The sequence below is a fragment of the Massilia brevitalea genome, assembly GCF_030711405.1.
GTDB lineage: Bacteria > Pseudomonadota > Gammaproteobacteria > Burkholderiales > Burkholderiaceae_D > Telluria > Telluria brevitalea.
Genome location: NZ_JAULSI010000027.1, coordinates 41,528 through 64,546, shown reverse-complemented (window position 1 = coordinate 64,546; position 23,019 = coordinate 41,528). Strand labels below are relative to the sequence as shown.

At 64.1% G+C, this 23,019-nt stretch carries 21 protein-coding genes and 2 pseudogenes; 17 read left to right on the top strand and 6 right to left on the bottom strand.

Annotation, left to right across the window (positions count from 1 at the left end; translation table 11 throughout):
* The first annotated feature begins 43 nt into the window (after positions 1–43).
* Positions 44–1,009 carry a GGDEF domain-containing protein gene (locus tag QWL29_RS17470; RefSeq protein WP_305824150.1) on the top strand — a complete coding sequence of 322 codons (966 nt, stop codon included), beginning with the start codon at positions 44–46 and terminating at the stop codon, positions 1,007–1,009.
* Positions 1,010–1,065: 56 nt separating this feature from the next.
* Here the strand turns inward: QWL29_RS17470 and QWL29_RS17465 are convergent, their stop codons facing one another.
* Positions 1,066–1,698, bottom strand: a complete 633-nt coding sequence (locus QWL29_RS17465) for a PEP-CTERM sorting domain-containing protein (RefSeq protein WP_305824149.1) — start codon at positions 1,696–1,698, stop codon at positions 1,066–1,068.
* Between the two features lie 236 nt (positions 1,699–1,934).
* Here QWL29_RS17465 and QWL29_RS17460 point away from each other — a divergent pair, with 236 nt between their 5' ends.
* Both QWL29_RS17460 and QWL29_RS17455 read left to right on the top strand, forming a co-directional pair.
* Positions 1,935–2,471, top strand: a complete 537-nt coding sequence (locus tag QWL29_RS17460) for a hypothetical protein (protein ID WP_305824148.1) — start codon at positions 1,935–1,937, stop codon at positions 2,469–2,471.
* Between the two features lie 23 nt (positions 2,472–2,494).
* The gene (locus QWL29_RS17455; RefSeq protein WP_305824147.1) at positions 2,495–3,169 is read left to right on the top strand and encodes a hypothetical protein; all 675 of its coding nucleotides are present in this window, start codon (positions 2,495–2,497) and stop codon (positions 3,167–3,169) included.
* A gap of 29 nt (positions 3,170–3,198) precedes the next feature.
* Here QWL29_RS17455 and QWL29_RS17450 read toward each other — a convergent pair whose 3' ends face one another.
* On the bottom strand, positions 3,199–3,834 hold the full coding sequence (locus QWL29_RS17450; RefSeq protein WP_305824146.1) for an FMN-binding negative transcriptional regulator: 636 nt from the start codon (positions 3,832–3,834) through the stop codon (positions 3,199–3,201).
* A 72-nt stretch (positions 3,835–3,906) separates the two neighbouring features.
* Positions 3,907–4,905: a sulfate ABC transporter substrate-binding protein gene (locus QWL29_RS17445; RefSeq protein ID WP_305824145.1), complete on the bottom strand. Its 999-nt coding sequence runs from the start codon at positions 4,903–4,905 to the stop codon at positions 3,907–3,909.
* A gap of 177 nt (positions 4,906–5,082) precedes the next feature.
* On the opposite strand from QWL29_RS17445, the gene QWL29_RS17440 reads away from it, so the two are divergent.
* Positions 5,083–5,388 (top strand): DUF455 family protein, encoded by a 306-nt coding sequence (locus tag QWL29_RS17440; RefSeq protein ID WP_308635647.1) that lies wholly within the window; start codon positions 5,083–5,085, stop codon positions 5,386–5,388.
* 226 nt (positions 5,389–5,614) lie between these two features.
* Here QWL29_RS17440 and QWL29_RS17435 read toward each other — a convergent pair.
* Positions 5,615–6,964 (bottom strand): annotated as a pseudogene (locus QWL29_RS17435) (DEAD/DEAH box helicase); the annotation flags it as partial.
* Between the two features lie 411 nt (positions 6,965–7,375).
* Positions 7,376–8,317: a LysR substrate-binding domain-containing protein gene (locus QWL29_RS17430; RefSeq protein WP_305824144.1), complete on the bottom strand. Its 942-nt coding sequence runs from the start codon at positions 8,315–8,317 to the stop codon at positions 7,376–7,378.
* Positions 8,318–8,685: 368 nt separating this feature from the next.
* Here QWL29_RS17430 and QWL29_RS17425 point away from each other — a divergent pair, with 368 nt between their 5' ends.
* The 13 genes from QWL29_RS17425 to QWL29_RS17365 all read left to right on the top strand — a co-directional run bounded on the left by QWL29_RS17425 (position 8,686) and on the right by QWL29_RS17365 (position 21,794).
* Positions 8,686–9,180, top strand: coding sequence for a 2,4'-dihydroxyacetophenone dioxygenase family protein (locus tag QWL29_RS17425; RefSeq protein ID WP_305824167.1), 495 nt, complete (start codon positions 8,686–8,688; stop codon positions 9,178–9,180).
* 4 nt (positions 9,181–9,184) lie between these two features.
* Positions 9,185–9,919, top strand: coding sequence for an SDR family NAD(P)-dependent oxidoreductase (locus QWL29_RS17420; protein WP_305824143.1), 735 nt, complete (start codon positions 9,185–9,187; stop codon positions 9,917–9,919).
* A gap of 90 nt (positions 9,920–10,009) precedes the next feature.
* Positions 10,010–11,164: an ABC transporter substrate-binding protein gene (locus QWL29_RS17415; RefSeq protein WP_305824142.1), complete on the top strand. Its 1,155-nt coding sequence runs from the start codon at positions 10,010–10,012 to the stop codon at positions 11,162–11,164.
* 96 nt (positions 11,165–11,260) lie between these two features.
* Positions 11,261–12,292: a glycoside hydrolase family 88 protein gene (locus tag QWL29_RS17410; RefSeq protein ID WP_305824141.1), complete on the top strand. Its 1,032-nt coding sequence runs from the start codon at positions 11,261–11,263 to the stop codon at positions 12,290–12,292.
* A 12-nt stretch (positions 12,293–12,304) separates the two neighbouring features.
* Positions 12,305–13,462 carry a CaiB/BaiF CoA transferase family protein gene (locus tag QWL29_RS17405; protein WP_305824140.1) on the top strand — a complete coding sequence of 386 codons (1,158 nt, stop codon included), beginning with the start codon at positions 12,305–12,307 and terminating at the stop codon, positions 13,460–13,462.
* Positions 13,463–13,491: 29 nt separating this feature from the next.
* Positions 13,492–14,622, top strand: a complete 1,131-nt coding sequence (locus QWL29_RS17400; protein ID WP_305824139.1) for an acyl-CoA dehydrogenase family protein — start codon at positions 13,492–13,494, stop codon at positions 14,620–14,622.
* A gap of 10 nt (positions 14,623–14,632) precedes the next feature.
* Positions 14,633–15,808: a CaiB/BaiF CoA transferase family protein gene (locus tag QWL29_RS17395; RefSeq protein WP_305824138.1), complete on the top strand. Its 1,176-nt coding sequence runs from the start codon at positions 14,633–14,635 to the stop codon at positions 15,806–15,808.
* Positions 15,805–17,454, top strand: a complete 1,650-nt coding sequence (locus QWL29_RS17390; RefSeq protein WP_305824137.1) for an AMP-binding protein — start codon at positions 15,805–15,807, stop codon at positions 17,452–17,454. The genes QWL29_RS17395 and QWL29_RS17390 overlap by 4 nt, the downstream gene beginning before the upstream one ends.
* 157 nt (positions 17,455–17,611) lie before the next feature.
* A complete protein-coding gene (locus QWL29_RS17385; RefSeq protein ID WP_305824136.1) occupies positions 17,612–18,442 on the top strand; it encodes a branched-chain amino acid ABC transporter permease in 831 nt (276 codons plus the stop codon).
* Positions 18,439–19,479, top strand: a complete 1,041-nt coding sequence (locus QWL29_RS17380) for a branched-chain amino acid ABC transporter permease (protein WP_305824135.1) — start codon at positions 18,439–18,441, stop codon at positions 19,477–19,479. The genes QWL29_RS17385 and QWL29_RS17380 overlap by 4 nt, the downstream gene beginning before the upstream one ends.
* Positions 19,476–20,237 carry an ABC transporter ATP-binding protein gene (locus QWL29_RS17375; RefSeq protein WP_305824134.1) on the top strand — a complete coding sequence of 254 codons (762 nt, stop codon included), beginning with the start codon at positions 19,476–19,478 and terminating at the stop codon, positions 20,235–20,237. The genes QWL29_RS17380 and QWL29_RS17375 overlap by 4 nt, the downstream gene beginning before the upstream one ends.
* Positions 20,238–20,249: 12 nt before the next feature.
* Complete coding sequence (locus QWL29_RS17370) at positions 20,250–21,014, top strand: ABC transporter ATP-binding protein (protein WP_305824133.1); 765 nt, start codon at positions 20,250–20,252, stop codon at positions 21,012–21,014.
* A 51-nt stretch (positions 21,015–21,065) separates the two neighbouring features.
* A complete protein-coding gene (locus tag QWL29_RS17365) occupies positions 21,066–21,794 on the top strand; it encodes an SDR family NAD(P)-dependent oxidoreductase (protein WP_305824132.1) in 729 nt (242 codons plus the stop codon).
* A 614-nt stretch (positions 21,795–22,408) separates the two neighbouring features.
* Here QWL29_RS17365 and QWL29_RS17360 read toward each other — a convergent pair.
* Positions 22,409–22,957: pseudogene (locus tag QWL29_RS17360) on the bottom strand (MFS transporter); the annotation flags it as partial.
* Positions 22,958–23,019: the final 62 nt, after the last annotated feature.

The window sequence follows — 23,019 nt, the reverse complement described above, 5'->3', positions numbered from 1 at the left end:
CTTTTCCGCTATCATCGCCGGTTCCGCATCGACGAACCTGCCCGTGAGCGCCACCATCTCTCCACCTAGCCTGCTGCCGCGTACCCTCGATCTCGTCAACTGCGGCCTGGTGGTGCTCGACGCCGCGCACAGCATCGTGCTCTGGAACCGCTGGATGGCGGCGCGCTCGGGCTATGCCGCCACGCGGGTGCAGGGGCGCTCGCTGTTCGAGGTGTTCCCGGAACTGCGCGGTGCGCGCGTGGAAACGGCGGTACTGGCGGCGATGGGCGCGGGCGTGGCGGCGAACCTGCCGCAAGGCCAGGAGCCGGCGCCGTTTCCGCTGCGCGAAGCGGGCAGCTTCGACGGCGCGCGCATCGACCAGGCGGTATCGGTGACGCCGTTCACCGAGGAGGGAAAACGCTACTGCCTGATCGAAGTGCGCGACGTCAGCGGCACGGTCGACCGCGAACGCCAGTTGCGCGAGCACGCCGAAACCCTGCGCGCGCGTTCCTACGTCGATGGCCTGACAGGGATTGCCAACCGCCGTTATTTCGATGTTGCGTTGGACCGCGAATTACGCCGCGCCGGGCGGGCCGGCAGCCCCTTGTCGCTGCTGCTGATGGACATCGATTCCTTCAAGGCCTACAACGACCACTTCGGCCACCAGCAGGGCGACGCCTGTTTGACGGCAGTGGCGCAGGCGCTGGCGGCCATGCTGAAACGCCCGGCCGACGTGGCGGCGCGCTACGGCGGCGAGGAATTCGCGGCGATCCTGCCGGATACCACGCTGGAACAGGCCTGCGCGCATGCGAACGCGATCCGCGAGCAGGTGGCGGCGCTGGCCTTGGCGCAGGCCCCTGCGGCAGTGCATCCGGTGATCACCCTCAGCATCGGCGTGGCCGGTTTCGACAAGACGCGGCTGGACGATGCCGCCGCCTTGATCGCGGCGGCGGACCGGGCGCTGTATGCGGCCAAGCGCGGCGGGCGTGACCGGGTGGTTGCCGATGGCGAGGTAGCCGAGATCAGCTGACGCGCTGTCGGAGACGACTGTGGAAGGCCTCCATTATCGAAGGCCTGTCCGCCATGTCAGCAGGCCAGGTTGCCTGCCTTGCGGCGGCGCGCCGCTCCCGCCAGGCCTGCTGCGCCCAGTGCAAGGAGCGCAATGCTGCTGGGTTCCGGAATCACGTTCAGCCGCGGCGCGATATGCCGCAAGCCGTCTGGATATTCGCCGGTTTCGCGCAGATGGTAATCGAAGTAGTCCGCGACCTCCTGGTCGACTTCGTGACGCGTGGCGGTTCCGGTCGGGTACAGCACGAGGTTGGGGAAAGGATCCCAATATGGCTCGCGATACCATTGCACGGCCGAGAAGCGCGAGGTAATCCTCCAGACATCGGCGTTATCGGTCGGCGAGAAGTTGAACCACATATTCACGTTGGTCCATTCGTCAAGGTAACTGGAAATGCTGAAGCGGGACGGTCCTTCGTTGTCGTAGCGGGCGCGGGTCCAGTTCAGCCTTGCGTACTCTCCACTTGGAAAGAGACTAAAAGCGTAGCGGCCGTTGTCGACGGTGAAGTTGTATCCGGCGATCGATAGGTCTTCTTCGTTCTGGAAGAAATACCCGCTCAGCATGGGGCCGTCCAGGTCGTAACGGACATAGCCCGCCGATGCGTTCAGTGAAAACAGTGCGGCTGCTGCGAAAGCGACAAGCTTTTTCATCATGATTGTGATCCCCGGTTAAAGTGGTGACCACGGTATAGCAAGCCGAATGCCAAGCCTGCAAAAGCGTGCAGTAACAAGTACTTGGCGCACGGATGGACTGCCGATGCGGCTGTGCTGTCAGTTTTTTCGACAACGTGGACGCCTGCAACAATTGGCGAGATTCCCAAGCCAGCCGAAGGTTTATACTCCTTGCGCGTTTCTACGACGCCATGCCACGATCACACGAAGGGAAATCAATGAAGTTCATTCACGCCGCGCTCGGCCTGTCCATGCTTGTCGCCGCACCCGCATTTTCCGCCACCGCGGCCCCGGCGCCCAAGGCCGCAGCGGCCAGTACCGCGCACGTCCAGGCGGTGCAAGACCTGCTCGGCGTGATGCACGTCGAATATGAGTTGCGCGCCGTCGCCGCCCGCACGCGCTTTCCGACCGAAGCGCAGCGCAAGGCCGTGAATGCGAAGCTCGACGCGATGCCGCCGGCAGAGGTGCATCGGCGCCTGGCGCCATCGCTGACGCGCGTGATTTCGCTTGATGCCGCCACCGAGATGACCCGTTTCTACGGCACCCCGTACGGCAAGAAGATCATCCACCAGAAGTACAACAGTGGTCCGCAGATCGTGATGCCGGGGATGTCGGGCGCGGTCTCGCCGGACGAAAAGAAGGAGCGCAAGCGCGTAGCATATGTCCAGGCGAGCAAGGAACTCGCTGCGGCGGAGCCGGCCATCCAGCATGAAGCGTTCAAGCTGCTGCAGGCGCTGAACAACGAAAAGCGCTGATACGCCTGGCGAAAAGGATGCAGATGGGTTTTATCATTGGACTCTGTACGGAGCCGGTGTTCGATGCACTGCGCTTGCCGGCGAGCCTGCGTGAATCGGACAGCCTGAATCCCATCGGCCATAACCTCATCCATGATCTTGCCGCGTGCAGTGCGCTGATCCCGCATCCGTTTCATTATTCCGACTATCCGGATCGCCAGCTCAGCTTCTACTTGCGCGGCCACTACTTCAGGGCCTGCGAATATGTCAGCCGCCCCGACCATCTCGACCGCGTGGAAGTGTCGATCGGCGACGGCGTCGATGCGGCCACGTGCGAGGACGTGGCCTCATCGCTCGCGGAGGCGGTTGGCCTGATGCGCAACGAGGTGTCTGTCTCGATTCCGGTCAGGCTGCTCAGGAAGGAGGCGCCGCGCGTTCGCCTGCCGCGCCCACCGGCCGAGATCATCCCGAAGTTGAACACGCTCGCCGGGCACTATGTCCTGCTGAAGCAGTTGAATGCGGAAGAGGTAGCGGTTGCATCGGTGATCGGTGTCGTGCTGCTTCCCGAGGAAGTCGCACCGCTCGAACGGCATCTGCAGGAGTTCGGGTGGGAAGAGCTGGTCCCGGATGTGCGGGAACTCCTCGCCACGGCACTGGCGCGCATTAAAAGCACTGCGAAAAGCACTGCACCCGGCACGGCTGGACCCGGGGCCGCGTAGCGCATTCAGCGCGCCTGCCCCGGCGCGTGTCAGGGCTCGCGGGGCGCGGCTGCCTGCATCGCGTCTGCGACATCGTTCCGGCCCGCTGCCTCGAGTCCCTCGATTGCCCCACGCAGATCGCGCGCCTCCTTGTTCTGGCTGAGCTTTGATTTGCCTTCCAGCCGCGTGATCTCGATCTCGATGCCGACGATCGCCGCCAGCAGCCCATCGATGAACGCGCGCTGGCTGTCCGCCATCTTCCACGGCGCCGCCTGCGACGCTTCATGCGTCTTGGTCAGGCGCCCGACGATGCCGCGCACGAAGCGCTCGTCGTCGACGATCCGCACCCGCCCGTGCGCATGCGCCACCATGTAGTTCCAGGTCGGCACCTGCCGGTGCTGTTCGTGCTTCGAGGGATACCAATTCGGGGAAATGTAGGCGTCGCCGGCGCGGAAGACCACCATCACCTCGTCGCCATCGCGCAGCTGTTCCCAGACGGGATTGGCGCGCGCCACGTGGCCGCCGAGCGTGCCCAGGCTGCCGGATGCGGCATTCAGTTCAAAGGGGATGTGATTGGCGTCGAGCCCCGCCGCGCCATGCGTGACCAGCATGCCAAGCGGATGCCGGCGGATCAGGTCGTGCAGGACCTCGGGGCGGGATTCGGCGAAATGGGCGGGGATGTACATGAGATCATGCTCCAGGCGACAATCGCTCGATTATCGCCCGGATTCCCTGCCCGTGGGCCAACGGTGGAAGGATTACTTCGGCTGGTAGATCTGGTCGAACACGCCGCCGTCCGCGAAGTGGGTCTTCTGCGCATTCGCCCAGTTACCGGCGACGTCGCCGATGGTGAACAGTTTCACCTGCGGGAAGTTCTTCGCGTACTGCTGGGCCGCTTTCGGGGTGGCCGGGCGGTAGTAGTTCTGGGCGATGATGGCCTGCGCTTCGTCGGTGTACAGGAAGTTCAGGTAAGCCTCGGCCACCTTGCGGGTGCCATGCTTGTCGGCGAACTTGTCGACGATCGCCACCGGCGGCTCGGCCAGGATGCTGACCGAGGGGGTGATGATGTCGAACTTGTCCGGGCCGAGTTCCTTGACCGCCAGGTAGGCTTCGTTTTCCCAGGCGATCAGCACGTCGCCGATGCCGCGCTCGACGAAGGTGGTGGTGGCGCCGCGCGCGCCGGAATCGAGCACCGGCACGTTTTTATACAGCTTGGTCAAAAACTCCTTGGCCTTGGCTTCGTTGCCGCCCGGCTGGCGCAGGGCATAGCCCCAGGCGGCCAGGTGGTTCCAGCGCGCGCCGCCCGAGGTCTTCGGGTTCGGGGTGATGACGGCGACGCCCGGCTTGACCAGGTCGTTCCAGTCCTTGATGCCTTTCGGATTACCCTTGCGCACCAGCAGCACGATGGTCGAGGTGTAGGGCGAGGCATTGTGCGGCAGGCGCGTCTGCCAGTCCTTGCGCAGCAGGTTCTTGTCGGTGAGGGCGTCGATGTCGTAGCCGAGGGCCAGGGTCACGACGTCCGCTTCCAGGCCGTCGATCACCGAGCGTGCCTGCTTGCCCGAGCCGCCGTGCGACTGCTTGATCTTGACGTTGTCGCCGCTTTTCGCTTTCCACGACTTGGCAAAGGCCGCGTTCACGTCCTGGTACAGTTCGCGGGTCGGGTCGTAGGACACGTTCAGCAGGTTGACGTCGGCAGCAAAGGCCGGTTGCAGCAGGGCGGTGGCGGCGAGCAGGACCAGCAGTTTTTTCTTGATCATGGTTATTTCTGTAAGGAAGTCATCAGTGGGATTACCTTACTGGCGGGGCATGGGCGTGTGAACGAAGCTTTTTGACCATGCGTATGTGTTTTTCGCATAAGAAGCCGCTTGCCGGGGCAGGATCGGGCGGCGATGCGGTAAACTGCGCGGCTCCTTCTAAACATATAGAGAAAGTGTATGAAGTCGCTCCCTATCGAGCTGCGCACGCGCGCGTTGACCTGCCTGCTGGAATGCGATCCGGCGGCCAAGGTGCGCATGGTGCTGGAACTCGCCACGCATCACCGCGACGGCGACTGGTCGGTCGATGCCGATGTTGCGCTGACGGCCCCAGCCGGCATCCCGGGCCGACCGCTGAAACCCGACCTGGTGCCGCCGCTCCAGGTGGGCCGCCGCTCGATGGCGACCAACGAAGGCCGGGCGATGCTGGTGCACGCGCTGGCCCACATCGAGTTCAACGCCATCAAGATCAGGTTTACATATTAGATTCACAGCGGGTGACCGATCTACCACCATGTGGTATCCGTGAACTGTGTGCGAGCAGTTCCTTGACCTTCGAGGCGACCTCGATGTCCTTGATAGGATTGCTAACCGTCGTCTTACCTTTGTGAGCTGGAACGTGGTCTTGAACGAACATATAACCTCCTTGGTTTGATAGGTTATTATTGTTCGAGGGTTGGCAGAAGTGCAACGAATATTGATGAGTTTCAGCACGTTCTCTGGACTCACAGTGCGGATGAATATGCCTAGATGACGCCGCGTTCGAGTTTCCCTGGGCCTCGCCGGAAGCGTCATAAACTGCACGGTTCGAGGACATTTCGTACGGTTTCGTGTGGATGCGCAGCGCATCGAGTTCGCCGCGCAGCACGCAGTCGAGCAGGGCAGTACACTCGATCAGGTCGTCGCGCGAGGTCGGGAACAGCCGGCCCTTGGGCGTGCCGCCGATCTGGTGGCCCGAGCTGCCGATGCGCCGCAGGAAGGCGGCGACATTCCTCGGCGAGCCGACCTGGCAGACTAGGTCGACGTCGCCGATGCCGATGCCCAGTTCCAGCGATGCAGTGGCCACCAGCACCTGCAGCTCGCCGCGTTTCCGGCGCTGTTCGGCCTCCAGCCGGAATTCCTTGGCCAGGCTGCCGTGGTGCGCCGCCACGTGCTCGCTGCCCAGCGGGTCGCCCAAGTGGCGTGCCACGCGCTCGGCCATGCGCCGGGTGTTCACGTAGATCAGCGTGGTCCGGTGCAGCACGACGAGCTCCATCATGCGGTCGTAGACGCGTTCCCAGACTTCGTTCGGCATCACCGCCTCTAACGGCACCTGCGGCAGCTCGAGTCCCAGGTCGCGCGCCCGCACGTGGCCGACGTCGACCACCGCGCATTCGCCTCCGGCGCGCCCGACCAGGAAATCCGCCACCAGGGACAGCGGCTTTTGCGTCGCCGACAGCCCGACCCGCACCGTGCGCCGCCTGCACAGGGCGTCGAGCCGCTCCAGGCTGAGTGCAAGATGGCTGCCGCGCTTGCTGCCGGCGACCGCGTGGATCTCGTCGACGATCACGGTACGCGCGCTGCGCAGCATGGCGCGCCCGCTGGCGGAACCGAGCAGCACGTACGGCGACTCCGGCGTCGAGACCAGGATGTGCGGCGCGCGCTTTCTCATGGCGTTGCGCTCGGCCGTCGTGGTGTCGCCGGTGCTTACGGCGGTGCGGATGCCGTGCGCCGGCAGGCCCATGGAGCGCAGCTGCTCGCCGATGCCCTCCAGCGGACCCGGCAGGTTGACGCGGATGTCGTTCGACAAGGCTTTCAGCGGCGAGACGTACAGCACCTGCGTCTCGTCCGGCAGCGCGCCGTCTTCGCTCTGGCGCACCAGGTCGTCGATTGCGGCCAGGAAGGCGGTCAGCGTCTTGCCGGAACCGGTCGGCGCGGCCACCAGGGTCGGGCGCCCGGCCTGGATCAGCGGCCAGGCGCGCAGCTGGGCCTCGGTCGCGGTGGGGAAGCTGGCGGCGAACCAGGCGGCGACGGCCGGGTGGAAGTCGTGGTGGAGATGCTGGACAGGGGCGCGGTCGTTCATCGGTGGCAGATGGGGGCGGAACCGGGTTGGCAAGCAGGCAGTCTAACGTGAGCAGATGCCGGATGCACAGCCCAACAAATTCAAGTCAAGAACAAGCTCGACTGAAATGGACGAGCCGGGAGAGCGAAGGCTCAGAGCGTGCAAACGTCAGCCGATGCGTCGGAGCACAGGGGGTTCCACCGCATCGCGTTTTCTGACACTGAGCTGTGTTCGGAAGGCCGGATGCAAATCACGACGGCGCCGTTACTGCAGGCCATGCAGCTGACGTCATCGCGTTAAAACGTGTTCACGAAGCTTTCGGCCTGCCATTCGGGTACGGCCGTTCCTCAGCACCGCGGTGGTGTGGGACGAGCTCACCGACAGTGCGGCCCGCTGGCAGCACGGTCGATGCTGTCCCACTGCCTGCCCGGCTCACGTGACAATGAAAGACGGGTCCCGGGGCAGGATATTTTCGGTGACCGTTGCCTGGGCAGTGTCGATGAAGGCGGCCAGCAGCGCCGAGGGTTTGCGCGCCCGCCACGCGAGGTAAATTTCGATTTCCGGCATCTCGTCGTCCAGGCGTTTGAACAGTACCCCTTCGAACTTCATCCTTTGCACCGAAGCGGGTACGAAAGCGATGCCGGTGCCGGCGCTGACCAGGCCAAGCAGCGTATAGGACTGGCCAACTTCAAGGGATAGCTTGGGCGAAAAGCCATGGATCGCGCATAGCCTCATCATCATCGCATGGAAGTCGGGCGCGAAGGTCTCGGTATAACCGACAAACATTTCGTTCGCGCATGCAGCGATCGGTACCGTCACCCGCTCGCGCAAATGATGAGTTTCTGGAATTGCCAGCACGAATTTTTCGCGATGCAGCTTGCAGGTGGCAAGGTCGCCAAAACCGTCAGTCGACGGGCCCAGCTTGGCGATCGAGCGCATGAACGCCACGTCGGTATCACCCCGCCGCAATGCATCGCCCTGCGTAGTCACCGAAAACCAGCGCAGCTGGACGTCGACATCCGGAAACCCTTGCCGGTAGGCGCGCAATATCGGTGGCAGCAGCGTGTAAGCGGACTGCTCGAAAAAGCCGATGACGATCTTCCCGGTTTCCCCCCGCTGCGCGCGCCGCGTCTCGACAAGCGCCGATTCGGCGGCTTGCAGGGCAAGCGTCGCCCTCTCGTAAAACACCCGTCCGGCATCGGACAAGGTGATCCGTCGCCCCGTGCGGTTCAGCAGCGTCGCCCCGACCTCGTCCTCGAGATCCCGGATCTGTTTGCTCAGCGCGGGCTGGGCGATACGAAGCGCCTCCGCCGCCCTGGTGAAATGCAATTCATCGGCCACGGCGATGAAATACCGCATGTGACGCAGGTCCATTTCCATACCTAAAAGTTACTGAAGTCCGGTCTATTATATATTGGATTTATCAAAATGGAGTGGCTACTATTGATTCGCAGCACAAAACAAAAGCAGTACCAGACGCGAACAAAAGCGCAAAGAATGGAGACAGTCAGGGGACCGTGGCCGAGACCTTTTCAGGCACCGTGCGGCACCTTGATGTAAGGAAATAAGGAGTGGCTACGGCAGCGCCTGCCGGCAGAGTCTTGCCGCAAGCGGACCTGTGGCCTCGCACCTTGCACCCTGCCGTTTGCTGTTCATCAGTGCCTTTGTTCATGATCACAACAGTCACATGCGTCAGCATGTTGAAAGGCGATTACGTGGACAAATCCCGCAACTCCCCCCCGATGGCATACCAGTTGCCATTTCCTCCCGACGCACTGAGCGAAATCGTGGTCAACCCGGCCATCCCCGTCGACGAACGGGTCTGGGTTCCGCAGGCTGAAAATGTCGCGTTCCGCCCGCTGTGCCTGAACCGCTCGCAGGGCTACTGGATGAACCTCCTGCGTGTACGCAAGTCCGGCGTGCTCAGTTGCCACCGTCATCCGCAGACCGTGCACGGGTTCGTGCTGAAAGGCCGCTGGCGCTACCTGGAGCATGACTGGATGGCGGAAGCGGGCAGCTATGTGTTCGAGCCGCCCGGCGAAACCCACACGCTGTACGTGCCCGAGGATGTCGAAGAAATGATCACCCTGTTCCAAGTTAACGGCGTGATGTATTACACCGATCCGTACGGCAACAATACCGGTTACGAAGACGTATTCACCAAGATCGAGATGTGCCGCAAGCATTACACCGAGAACGGACTGGGCGCAGATTATGTCGATCAATTCATCCGCTGAGGCCGTGGGTACCCTCCCACACTACGACTTTGGCGGCAAGGTGGTGGTGGTAACCGGCGGCGCGCGCGGTATCGGTGCGGCGATCACGACCCGCTTCACGGCGGCCGGAGCGCAGGTTAGCGTGTGGGACCTGAGCGCGGCCGAGGCGGGCGGGGCGGCCCATATGGCAACCGTCGACGTCACCGACCTCGACAGCGTGCAGCGGGCATTGCGCGCCACCATCGAGCGCTTCGGAAAAATCGATGTGCTCGTGCACTGCGCCGGCCTGGCGGGGGAAACCGTGCCGCTCGAGGCCACCGCGCCGGACACCTGGCGCAAGGTCATCGACGTCAACCTGATCGGCGCCTACAACGTCTGCCGCACGGCAGTGCCGGCAATGCGCGCGGCCGGCAGCGGCCATGTGGTCAACATCGCCTCGCTGGCCGGCAAGGAAGGGACGCCGAATGCGTCCGCTTACAGCGCGGCCAAGGCCGGCGTGCTGGCCCTGACCAAGTCGCTGGCCAAGGAACTCGCCGGTTCGGGCGTGCTGGTCAACGCCATCGCCCCGGCCGCCATCGACACCCCCTTGCTGGGCCAGATGTCACCGTCCCATGTGCAGACCATGATCAGCAAGAGTCCGCTCGGCCGCCTGGGCACGACCGACGAGGTGGCCGAGATGGTGCTCTGGCTGTCGTCCGCCGCGTGCACCTTCAATACCGGCGCCGTGTTCGATTTGTCGGGAGGGCGTGCCACCTATTAAACGCGGTAGTGCAGCAAGCGAAGTAGACGTATCGATCATGGAACCGCCAGAGCGTCTGATTCAACTCATTCTAATAAGCTGGAGACACATATGAAAACACTATCATCGTTCAAGCAAATCGCATGCGCAGGCCTGTTTGCCGTTTCCGCCATCGGCGCGGCAGCGGCGCAGGCGCAAGAAATCATCAAGGTTGGCGTGGTGCTGAGCCTCTCCGGCCCGGCCGCGGCGTTCGGGATTCCCGAACGCGATGCCATCAAGATCCTGGCCGACCAATACAACCGCGACGCCGGCCCCAACGGCCGCAAGATCGAACTGGTCTATTACGACGACATGACCAATCCGACCGAAGCGGCGCGCGGCACCACCCGGCTGATCGACCAGTCGAAGGTGGTCGCCATCATCGGCTCGACCACCGGCTCGAGCTCGCTCGCGATGGGGCCGATCGCCGCCGCCAAGTCGGTGCCCGTGCTGGCGCCAGCCGGCACCATTTCGCTGATCTCGAAAACCCACGCGTTCTACCCATGGATGTTCCGCTCGTCGATCAGCGACGAGGTGGCCGTGGCCGAGGCGCTGGAGCGCGGCATTTTCGCTACCGGCAAGAAAAACATCGCGATCATTTACCAGGAAGACGCGTATGGCAAGACGACCAAGGACTACATCGTCGAGAAGCTCAAGGCACGCAAGGTCAACGTTGTCGCCGAGGTCAGCGCGCCGCTCAACGCCAAGGACCTGACGCCGGCCGCGACCAGGATCCGCAACGCCAAACCGGATGCGATCTTCGTGCAGGCATCGGCGCCAGCCCTCGGCGCCGCCTTTGCGCGCGCCGCCAAACAGGTGGGCATTACGGCACCGCTGATCGGTTCGTTCTCGCTGAACCAGCGCGCCTTCCTCGACAACGCCGGCACCGCGGCTGACGCCATGGTCGTGGTGTCACTGGGCAACTTCTACGATCCGTCGGCGAAGCAGAAACAACTCGTCGACCTCTTGACCAAGAACGGCAAGACGCCAACCGGCTTTGGCGAGTTGCTCGGCGCCACCGCGTTCCAGGCGCTGGCCGAGGGGATCAAGCGCACCAAGGATCCGGTTACCGGAACCAAGCTGCGCGACAGCCTCGAATCGATCTGCGGTTTCGAGGGCACCTTCCTGGACGGCAAGCTTTGCTACACCGGTACCCACCAAGGCATCGGCGCCGACTCGCTGGTGAAAATGACGGTCCAGAACGGCAAGCTGAAGACCACCCCCTGATCCACCGCACCACCTGACCACCGGTTAATCCGGGTGTGCCGCAACAGCGGGGCAGTGTTGCGCCTTTTTTCCTGAAAAACCAACAGAGAGAACAACATGAAACTTCAAAAACTGGTGACTCAAGTCACCCAATTCACCGTCAACAATCCGAACGAGCGCGATTGCTGGGAAAAGGCGCCGGCCATGACCGGCGTACTGACCTGGGGCGAAAAGGAGTCGGTGGCGGCCATCTCGCGCTGGCTGGACCGCGCCGTGGCGACCCAGAAATCCGATGGTAATTTCAGCTATACCGACGCGTCGAAGAGCATGCGTGGCCACCTCAAGGACCAGACCCCGACCGCCAGCCTGTCGGCCAGCATCGGTTTCCCGTTGCTGATGCGCTATCAGGAAAGCGGCAACAAGGCCGACCTGGAGGCGGCGGCGCGCCAGATCGAAGGACTGAAGAATTCGCCCCGCACGGCCGAGGGCGGCATCTGGGCGCGGCGTGAAGCGCCCGAACTGTGGATCGACTACCTGTACCTGATGTGCCCGTTCATGGTGCTGTACGGCCAGATTACCAAGGACGACAGCATCATCGATGAAGCGTTCAAGCAATTCGACGTGCACGTGAAATACCTGGTCGACCAGCACAAGCACCTGTCGCGCCATGCGTGGTGCGAGAAGCCGAACCATTTCCCGCAATCGACGTTCTGGCTGCGCGGCAACTGCTGGCTGGTGTGCGCCTGCGTCGACCTGGTGACCCTGATCCCTTCGCATCCGGCCATCGAGCGGGTCAAGAAGGTGTGCGCCGACGCGCTGGCCGCCATGGAAGCCTATCAGGACCGGTCCGGTTATTTCTACCACGTGCTGGACGACGAGCAGAGCAACTTCGAAGCCTCGGGCACCTTGATGTACGCGTATGCGGTGGCCAAGGCGGTCGAGCAGGGCATCGTCCCTGAATCGATGCGCGAATCGGCGCTGCGCGCCTTCACGGTCGTGGCCGGGGCGGTCGAGGCAGACGGCAAAGTGCCGGGCGTGGCGCTGGCCCCGGGCGGCCCCGGCGTGCCGTTCGACTGGACCCTGTTCGGCCAGGGCTTCTTTCTGCTGGCGGCCGATGCGCTGAAACAGCACCTGCCTGACGAGTTCTGAGCGGAGCCGCAGATGACAGCCCTCAAACCGCTTAGCGGCGTGCGCATCGTCGACATGTCGCGCATGGCGCCCGGACCGTATTGCACCATGCTGCTGGCCGACCTGGGTGCGGAAGTGATCGTGGTCGGTGGCGGACGTGCCGGCTTGCCGGTGTCGTCCTTCGCCCGCGGCAAGGATTACATCACGCTCGACCTGAAATCGGCGGCCGGCCAGCTGGCCCTGGCCGAACTGGTCAAGACCGCCGATGTGTTCGTCGAAAGCTTCCGCCCGGGCGTCGCGGCCCGGCTGGGTGCGGGCTACGCGCAACTCAGCGAACTCAACGACAAGCTGATCTACTGCTCGCTGACCGGCTACGGCCAGCATGGGCCGCTGGCCAGGGAAGCCGGGCACGACATCAACTACCTGGCGCTGACCGGCATTCTGGGCGCCATCGGCCCGGCCGGCAGCGAGCCGACGCTGCCGCTGAACCTGCTCGCCGATTTTGCCGGCGGCAGCCTGTTCGCCGCCATCGGCATCCTGGCTGCCTTGTACGAACGCAAAACGTCGGGCAAGGGACAGCACATCGATGCCGCGATGATCGACGGCTGCCTGTCGCTGATGAGCATGCACTACCCGGTCTGGAATACGCCGGTGATGCCGGCGCGCGGCAAAGGCTGGCTGACCGGCGAAGCGCCATACTATCGCTGCTATCGCTGCGCCGACGACAAGTACGTGTCCGTCGGTCCGCTGGAGCCGCAATTCTTTGCCGCGCTGTGGAACGACATCGAGGGCGGCGCGATCCCCGACCACATGACCAAGTCGCAGTGGCCACGCATCGAAAAGAGCTTCGAGAAATGGTTCCTGACCAGGCCGCGCGACGACTGGGCGCGCCACTATGCCGGCATGGATGCCTGTGTGTTCCCGGTACTCGACCCGGACGAGGTATGGCAGCACCCGCACATCCAGGCACGCTACCAGGGCACTGCCGGTCCGGAATCGGTGCCGACCGCGCCGCGCTTCAGCCGCAGCGAGCTGCCGGTGCAGGCCACCGACACCACCGACAAGACCGAGGCGATCCTGGCCGCGCTCGGGATCTCCCCGTCGCAGATCGCGGCCGCCTATCCCGAATCGGAGCGCAGCCGGGTCCACAGCAAGGCAGTCGAATGGCCGCCGATCCTGACCGACGAATAAACCCATTACCTGACACAGCGAGATAAACCATGACCATGCTCGATCACGATACCTACAACGAATTCAGGGCATCGATCCGCCGCTTTGCGGAAGACAAGGTGGCGCCGTTCGCCGCCCTGGTGGACGAAGAGGCGCGCGCCCCGGTTGAATCGGTGAAGGCGCAACTCGAAGTCGGCCTGCCGGGCTTGCCTTTCCCGGAGCGTTTCGGCGGTTCCGACGGCGATTTGTTCACCCAGATTATCGCGTCCGAAGAACTGTCGCGGGTGTGCGCCTCGACCTCGATCTGCACTTCGACCAACTGGCTGATGATGGCCATCGTGCAGTACGGCTCGGAAGAAATGCAGCAAGACCTGATTCCCGGCATTGTCAACGGCACCCTGCAGACGGCATGGGGCCTGACCGAACCGCGCGGCGGCTCCGACCTGATGGGAATCACCAGCAGCGCCAGACGCAGCGCCGACGGCTGGATCCTGAACGGCACCAAGCGCTTCATCACCAACGGCGGCTGGGCCGACCGCTACCTGATCTTCGCGCGCACCGCCGACAAGGAATTCAGCCTGTTCATGGTGCACAAGAACGACCCGGGGCTCAGCTTCGGCGCGCAAGAGCGCAAGATGGGCTTGCGCGGCAGCCCGACCTGCGACGTGATCATGGAAGAGTGCCTGATTCCGCATGCGCGCCTGGTGGGCAGCGAAGGCAAGGGTGCCTCCTACATTACCGACGCGCTGCACAAATCGCGCCTGACCATCGGCGCCCACGCGCTCGGCATCGCCCAGGGCGCGCTCGATGAAGCGCTGCGCTATACGACGGAACGCGAACAGTTCGGGCAGCCGGTGGCGCGCTTCCAGATGGTGCGCGGGATGGTGGCCGACATGTCGGTGAAGATCGAAACCGCGCGCGCGGTCCTGTACCGCGCCGTCGACTTCTACATGCGCGGCGACCCGGCCGCCAAACACCTGGCGTCGGTGGCCAAGATCGCCTGCAGCGACGCGGCGATGTTCGTGACCACCGAGGCGGTCCAGCTGCACGGCGGATATGGCTACCTGAAAGAGTATCCGGTGGAACGCATGATGCGCGACGCCAAGGTCACCCAGATCTGGGAAGGCACCAACCAGATCCAGAAGCTGATGATCGCCAAAGAAGTTTACGCCAAAGCCTAGGAGCAGCGTCATGTCTGTACTGAAAGGCATCACCGTCATCGAAATGTGCGAAGTCTGGCAAGGGCCGCTGGCCGGCCAGACGCTGGGCGACTACGGGGCGCGCGTGATCAAGGTCGAGCGGCCGCCCGCAGGCGACCTGATGCGCCACAATGATTTCCATGCGCAGCAAAAGAACTGGGTGAGCTGCTATTTTGCGGCCGCCAACTGCAACAAGGAATCGGTTTGCCTCGACCTGCGCGCGGAGGAAGGCAAGGCGGCGCTGGTAGCGCTGCTGCGCAGCGCCGACATCCTGATCTGCAACTACCGGCCTGGCGTCATGGACCGGCTCGGCTTCGGCTACGAGCAGGTCAGGGACATCAATCCGCGCCTGATCTACGCGGTCGCCACCGGCTACGGCGAAACCGGGCCGCTGGCCGGCATGGCTGGGCAGGATATGCTGATCCAGGCGATTTCCGGGATGGCGACCAAGCATGCGAATGCCGATGGCAAGCCGGGCATCGTCAACGTGCCGTATACCGATTTTTCATCAGGCATGTTGCTGGTGCAGGGCGTGCTGCTGGCGCTGCTCGAGCGCGCCAGCTCCGGGCTCGGGCAGAAGCTGTCGATTTCGTTGCTCGATACCGCGATTGCGATGCAAAGCCTGGAGATCGCCTCCTCGGTCAACTACGGTTACGACACGCAGTGGTTCGAATCGGGCCCCAACTTCACCGCGCAGACGGCCGACGGCCACGTGATCGTGCTGGGCTTCTATCGCGAGAACCCGTTGCAGCTGATGTGCTCGGCGTTCGGCTTGCCGGACCTCAGCCGGGAAGCCGGCTTTGGCACCCTGGCGCAGCAGATCGAGCGGCGCGAACAGATCGGCGACTACCTGCGGCCGGCGCTGCTGGCGCTGCCATCCGATGATGTGGCCGCGCGCTTCCAGGAAGCGGGCATCCTGTGCACGCCGGTGTTGACCCAGGCCCAGAGCATCGCCTCGGCGCAGGTCGTGCACAACGACATGGTCCGGACTATCCCGGTCGCCGGCCAGCCTGACATGACGATGGTCAAGCATCCGCTCAAGTTCTCGCGCATCACCCAGCAACTGCGCAGCGGGCCACCGCGCTTTGGCGAGCATACCGCGCAGGTGCTGGGCGAACTGCAACTGGCGGACGGCAATGGGGCGTCGACCGCGCCGGCCGCGCCATGATCCGCGCGGATACCCCGGCGCCCGGCGCGGACATGGCCGACTGGAACGTGGTGCGCCTGCTCGGCGAACGGGCGCGGACCCACCACGACCGTACGTTCGTGCAGGAGTTCGGCGGCCGCCGGCAAACCTATGGCGAGAGCCTGCAGGCGGCGCGCCGCATCGCCAGCGGCCTCCAGCGGCTCGGCAGCGCGCCACGCGACACCGTCGTGGTGATGGTCGGCAACCGGCTGGAAGCGATCGACCTGTGGCTCGGAATCAACCTGTTGGGCGCGACCGAGGTCGCCATCAACACGGCGTATGTCGGCAACAGCTTCGAACATGCGCTCAATCTGTGCGGGGCGCGCACCATCGTCATCGAGGAGGCCTGGCTGCCGGTGCTCAAGGCGTCGCTGGGCGCGCTGCCGCACCTGCGCTCGGTCGTGGTGCTGGGCCAGGCGGCAGGGCTGCCCGCACTGCCCGGCGTGACGGTCGAGGGCTACCGCGAGCTCGCCGCCGCGGACAACGGCGCCCAGTTCGTCGAGCCGCAGTACTTCGATACCGCATCGGTGATCTACACCTCCGGCACCACCGGTCCCGCCAAGGGGGTGATGATGCCGCACGCGCAAGTGATGCTGATCGCCCGGATGACCGTCGACGCGATGCGCATGACCGACAGCGATATCTTCTACAACTTTACGCCGCTCTACCATATGGCGGCCAAGTTCATGGGCGTGCTCGGCGTGCTGCAGGCCGGCGCCACGCTGGTGCTGGACCAGAGCTTCGCACCCGCCGAATGGCTGAGCCGGATCCGCGCCTGCGGCGCCACCGTCAGCGGCGGTCCCGGCACGCTGATCCAGATGATCCACGACACTCCGCCGACGGCCGACGACCGCAACCACGCGCTGACCCGCATCTACGGCGCGCCGGTGCCGCAACACATCGCAGCGCCATTCCAGCAGCGCTTTGGCGTCAAGGGCATCGAGCTATGGGGCATGACCGAAATCGGCGACCCCTGCTGGTCGCCGTATGACGAGCCCTTGCGCGAAGGCTCGTGCGGCAAGGTCGACCCGCGCTGGTATGAACTGACGATCGCCGATCCGGACACCGACCTGCCGCTGGCGAACGGCCAGACCGGCGAAATCCTGGTGCGCCCGAAGCTGCCGTGGATCTGCATGAAAGGCTACATGGGCATGCCGGACAAGACCGCGGAAGCATGGCGCAACCTGTGGTTCCATACCGGCGACCTCGGCTACGTCGACGCGGACGGCTATGTCTATTTCGTGGCGCGTGCCAGCGAGCGCATCCGGCGCCGCTCGGAAAACATTTCGGCCTACGAAATCGAACTGGCGGCGCGCGCGCATCCGGCGGTCGCCGAGGCGGCTGCGGTCGGGGTTGAATCCGAGTACGCGGGCGACGACGACATCAAGCTGTGCATTGTCGGCAAGGACGGCCAGGCGCCGGATCCGCTGCTGCTGACCGAGCACCTGGCCAGGCTGCTACCGCATTACATGGTGCCGCGTTACATCGAAGTACTGCCGGAACTGCCGCGCACCCCGACCAGCAAACTGCAACGGGCGCTGATGAAGAAGCCGGCACCCGGCGGCACGGTGTGGGACCGCAAACAGGCAGGGGTTGCGCTGCGCGGCATGGTCGAGCGGGTGCGCTGAACCAGGCGCTGGCGCGCGGCGCGAAGGACCAGGTAGTACGGGTAAGGAACTACGCAGCAATCAGGAGATGTTTCAACCACCAATGCGGCCTGCCAGTCATAAGAGCCCATCACTTAACGAGGTACGTTCTATGTTCACGGTATTATTGGAGTACATCTTGCAGGGGGTATTCGTCGGCGTCGTCTACGGCCTTGTCGCGTTCCCCATCAGCCTGCTTTTCATCACCACCGATTCGGTCGACCTCGCGGTCGGAGGCTACGCGGTGGTGGCCGGCAGCATCGCGATGCTGATGCCTGGCGTGGCCGGCATCGGCCTCGGTATTGTCGCCGCCATCGTGGCCTCGGTGCTGGTCGGCCTGATCTCGGTCAAGATCAACAAGCCGAACAGTACCGACCCGCTCACCGTGGTGCTGGCGACCTTCGGCGTCGCTACCTTCATCGAATCGGCGGTGCTGACCTTCCTCGGCAAGGATCCGATGATCCGCCAGCCGTTCGACGTGTTCTGGAACCTCGGTTCGATCCGCATCAGCCCGCAGGCGGGCATCAATGTCGCGATCGGCCTGTCCCTGCTGGGGATGCTCTACTGCCTGCTGTACCGTACCTCGTTCGGGCGCGACATGCGCGCCAGCGCGGTGAATGTGATTGGAGCCGCCCTGGCCGGCATCCCGGTGCGCGCGGTCTGGTTCGGCACCTACGTGGTGGGCGGGCTGCTGGCCGGCATCGCCGGTATCCTGATCCTGTATACCACCGGCACCGACTACAGCTCGGGCACCGCCCTGACCATGTCGGGTTTTGGCGCGGCGGTGCTGTTCGGGCTGACCAGCCCGCTGCGCGGCTTTGCCGGCGGCATCATCATCGGTATCGTCCAGGCGGTCGCGCTCGGTTATTTGCCCGGTGGCTGGGCCACCGCGGCCCCGCTGCTGTTCATCTTCCTGGTGCTCGTCAGCGGCCGGGTCAACGTTGCTAAAATCGCCGGAGGACGCGCATGAACCGCCCACACCCCACCGCGCCAAGCGCGCGCACGCCGTTTGTCAAATACCGCCAGGCGATTATCCTGGTGGCCTTGCTCGCCGCCGGTTCGGTGCTCAGTTTCGGCAACTCGTACTGGCTCGACAACTCGGTGACGATCGCCATCTACGCGCTGATGGCGCTGTCGGTCGGCATTTCATACGGCCAGGCCGGGATCCTGTCGATGGCAACCGCCGCCTTCGCCTCGATCGGCGCCTACGGCACCGCGATCCTGTCGACCCGCTACGGTCTGTCGCCGCTGGTCGGACTGTTGTTCGCGATCGTCGCGCCGATGCTGCTGGGCTACGTGATGGCGCGCGCCATCGGCCGCCTGTCGCCCTTGCCGCTGGCGATTGCCACCTTCATGCTGGCCGACCTGATCGGGCTGGCGATCCGTGAAGGCGGCGACTTCACCGGCGGCTTTGTGGGCCTGTCCGGCATTCCGCGGCTCGGGATCGCACCGGATGCGCAAGCGTTCCACTTCGTCGCCTGGGGCGCGGTGCTGGTGGTGCTGGTTTTGTATATCAATCTGATGAATTCGTCGGTCGGCCGGGCCATCAATACCGCCCGCCATGACCCGCTGCGGGCCAAGGCGGACGGCGTCAATGTGCCGCAGGTGATCTCGCTGACCTTCGCGGTGTCGGGCGCGGTGGCCGGTATCGCGGGCTGGCTGTACGCGCACCATGTGACCTATATGGGGCCGGACTCGATGACCACCCAGTTATCGATGAGTGTGATCCTGATGGCCGTGGTCGGCGGTGCCCGGGTGTTCCTGGGCCCGGTATGCGGCGCCGCCGTCTTGCTGATCATTGGCCTGTACATGCCGGCGGCTGAAAGCCAGGGCATGATTTTCGGCGCCATCCTTGTTCTGGTGCTGCTGATCGCGCCGCAAGGGCTGCTCGGCGTCGCGTGGAACAAAATCCTGCGCAAGAAAGCGGTCGGCGGCCCGGGTTCCAAACCGGCCCCGGCGCCCGCTACCAAGCGCACCAGCACCTTACTCGGAGAAACTTCGCGATGACCATTCAAGTCGATAATGTCAAAGTGCAGTTCGGCAACGTGGTCGCCCTGGCCGGTGTGTCGCTGCAATTCGGGGCCAACCAGATTGTCGCCGTGATCGGCGCCAACGGGTCCGGCAAGAGCACCTTGTTCAACAGTATCACCGGATTCGTCGATGTCACCTGCGGCAGCATCCGCATCGACGGCACCGAGGTGGTCGGGGTGCCGGCGTTCAAGCGGATCGCCAATGGCCTTGCCCGGACCTTCCAGACCCCGCGCTTCGATCCGTTCGTGACCGTGGAGAAGGCTGTCATGTGCGGGTTTTATCCCGTCTCGCGGGCTGGTTTCATGCGTTCCATCTTCGCCACCCCGAGCGCGCGGCGCGAAGAGCGCGAGATCGCCGACAAGTGCGACGGCTTGCTGCACGACTTCAAGCTCGACGGCCTGCGCCACATGCAGATGGGCGAACTGCCGATGGGGCAGGTGCGGCTGGTCGAGGTGGCGCGGGCGGTCGCCAACAAGCCGAAATACCTGCTGCTCGATGAACCGGCGGCCGGCCTGACCAAGGTCGAGCAGACCTTGCTCGGCGATGAAATCAGGCGGCTCTCGAAAAGCGGCGTCGGCATCTTGCTGGTGGAGCACAACTTCAACATGATCCGCGAGCTGTCGGAACACGTCGTGGTGCTCGACCGCGGAGCGGTCTTGTTCACAGGGAAACCCGACGAGCTGGCCGGCAACCGGGACTTCGTCAATGCATACCTCGGCACCAGCGGCCACTGACAGGGATTTCAGATGCAAACTACTCAACAGATTCAACAGGTGGACCGGGCCGGCCAGCATGGGCAGCCTGCGCTCGGTATTGCCAACTTCAACGTCAGCCACGGGCGCATTCAGGTCGTGTTCGACGTCAGTCTGCAGGTGCGCGCCGGCGAGATGCTGGCGGTACTCGGTTCCAACGGTGCCGGCAAAAGCAGTCTGCTGGGCGGGATCGCGGGCGTGGTCAACAATCAGGGCAGCGTGACGGTTAACGGGGTCAACCTGGAACGGTTGCCGGCCCATCTGCGCTCGCTGAAGGGCATCTCCTTCGTGCCTGAGCGGCGCGGGAATATTTTTTCGGCCATGAGCGTGGCCGAGAACCTCGATATCGGTTTGCGCCTGACCGCGGCCGACCGCCAGGCCGCGGTCAAGGCCGATATCCTCGAGTTGTTTCCGATCCTGACCAAGCGCATGTCCGCGCCCGCCGGCATGCTGAGCGGCGGCGAGCAACAAATGTTGGCCATCGGGATGGCACTCGGGCGCGAGCCCAGCGTGCTGGTGCTCGACGAGCCATCGCAGGGATTGGCGCCCACCATTTTCGATCTGCTCCAAGACACCTTCGATACCCTGAAAAAACGCAATATGGCGATCCTGCTGGCTGAGCAAAACCTGCCGTTCGCGACCCGCATCGCGGACCGCTACATCGTGCTGTCGCAGGGGGAGCAGGTGGCCGAAGGCGAGCAGTCCGATCTGCACGATCACTCGCGCATCATGGCGCTGTTCATGGGGCCGAAAGGCTGAAACATTCAAGGCCGGCGCGCGCCGGCCCGCAACCGACACCAAGGAAACAATATGACCTTTCATCCAAACCTGTTCGCCGGAAAAGTGGCGCTGGTTACCGGCGGCACCCAGGGTATCGGCGCCGGTATCGCCCATCATCTCGCCCGGCTGGGCGCGCGCGTGATCGCTGCCGGCATCAACGTCGAGTCGTCGGTCCGCGAAGTAGACGGGGGCAGTATCGAGACACGCCATCTTGATGTCGCCGATCAGGGCAGCGTGGACGCACTGTTCGCCGACCTCGGTTCGCTCGACCTGCTGGTCAACTGCGCCGGCATCATCAAGCGCGGCGAAGAACACCAGGTCGACGTGTTTCAGCAAGTGATCGAGGTAAACCTCACCGGCACCATGCGGGTGTGCACCGCTGCCCGGCCGCTCTTGGCAAAGAGCAAAGGCTGCATTGTCAATACTGCATCGATGCTGACGTTTTTCGGCGGCGGCCTGGTGCCGGGATATAGTGCAAGCAAGGGCGGCATTGGACAACTGACGAAGTCGCTCGCCATCGCCTACGCCAGCGACGACATTCGGGTCAACGCGATCGCCCCAGGCTGGATCGCCACGCCCATGACCGCCGCCCTGCAAAACGACCCGGCACGCAACAGCCCGATCCTGGCGCGCACCCCGCTGGGCAGGTGGGGCACGCCGGATGATGTGGCAAGTGGCGTCGTGTTCCTGTGTAGCGGGGCTGCGGGGTTTGTCACAGGCATTACTTTACCCATCGATGGCGGGTACATGGTTTCTTAGGGAAGCGCTGAGCAATCAACGACTTCAGCGTGCTCACGTTTTTCTGCCGGCGCGGCCCCTCGCAAGTCCGGAACGCGATTTTTACGGGCGCGAGGGCCGGTTCTCAGCAGATCCAGATTTACATGTCGGTGCGGTCATCGATTGCACTGGTAAACTTCTTGGGACCTTGGCGACGGCAACTACTATCAGCGGATACCAGCAACCCATGGCACGGGCTCGCACACTGGAGACCTTCGCCGCGCTGGCGTCGAAGTCCTGGAAGTGAATCGTCCCGATCGCAGAGGGGCGACTGGTTGGTCAGTCCGATCCAACTGATGCGGAGAGCGCGGCTGCGGGGGCATATTAGTAAGTGCTCCGGAAGAACTCCGGGATCGTCTTTGGAAGGCCAAAGCTGAGCAATGTGTCGCTGGCGGTGTCGATCTTCGTCAACTCGGCACAACGACGCATTTGGTAGCACTGCCTTCGACGCTACGTCTTTTGGCGAAGAAGGTTACGCATGCGGGGCAACGCCTGCAATTCTAGCCCAATTGCAGATCTGCACCAGCGCCTTCTTGCCGAGCATGCGCTGCAGTTGTGCGATCCGGGCGCGAGCCGCTGCCAGTGCGCTTGCCGGCAACAAAGGCCAGCACCATCACGATGACGGCGGCAGCGCCGAACACGGTGTGCCAGCCGCCATGGTCGGCCACCAGGCTGGCGGCGGGACGCGCCAGCATGATCCCCAGCAGCAGGCCGCTGACCACCTTGCCGACCGTATGCCCGCGCGTTTCTTCGCGCGACAGGTGGGCGGCGAAGGGTACCAGCACCTGGGCGGCGACCGAGCCGAGCCCGATGGCGAGCGAGCTGGCGAGGAACAGCCAGGCATTGCTGCTCAGGGCTGCGCAGGCCAGGGCGGCGGCAGTGCCGAGCAGCAGGACGAAGACCAGGTGGCGGTTTTCCAGCAGGTCGCCGAGCGGCACGATGAAGAACAGGCCGAGCGCGTAGCCGATCTGGGTCAGCGTCACGATCAGGCCGGCGGCGCCCTGCGACAGGCCGGTGCTGGCGGCGATCGGGCCGACCAGGGTTTGCGAGTAATACAGGTTGGCGACGATCAGGCCGGCGGCAAGCGCCAGCAGGCGCACCATGCCGGGCGCGATGTCGGCGCCGTGCGTTGTGGGGTGGTTCATGGATTCTCCTGTGGGATGGACATGTGATGCGTCCATTCTAGAAAGTCTCGAGCGAAAGATAA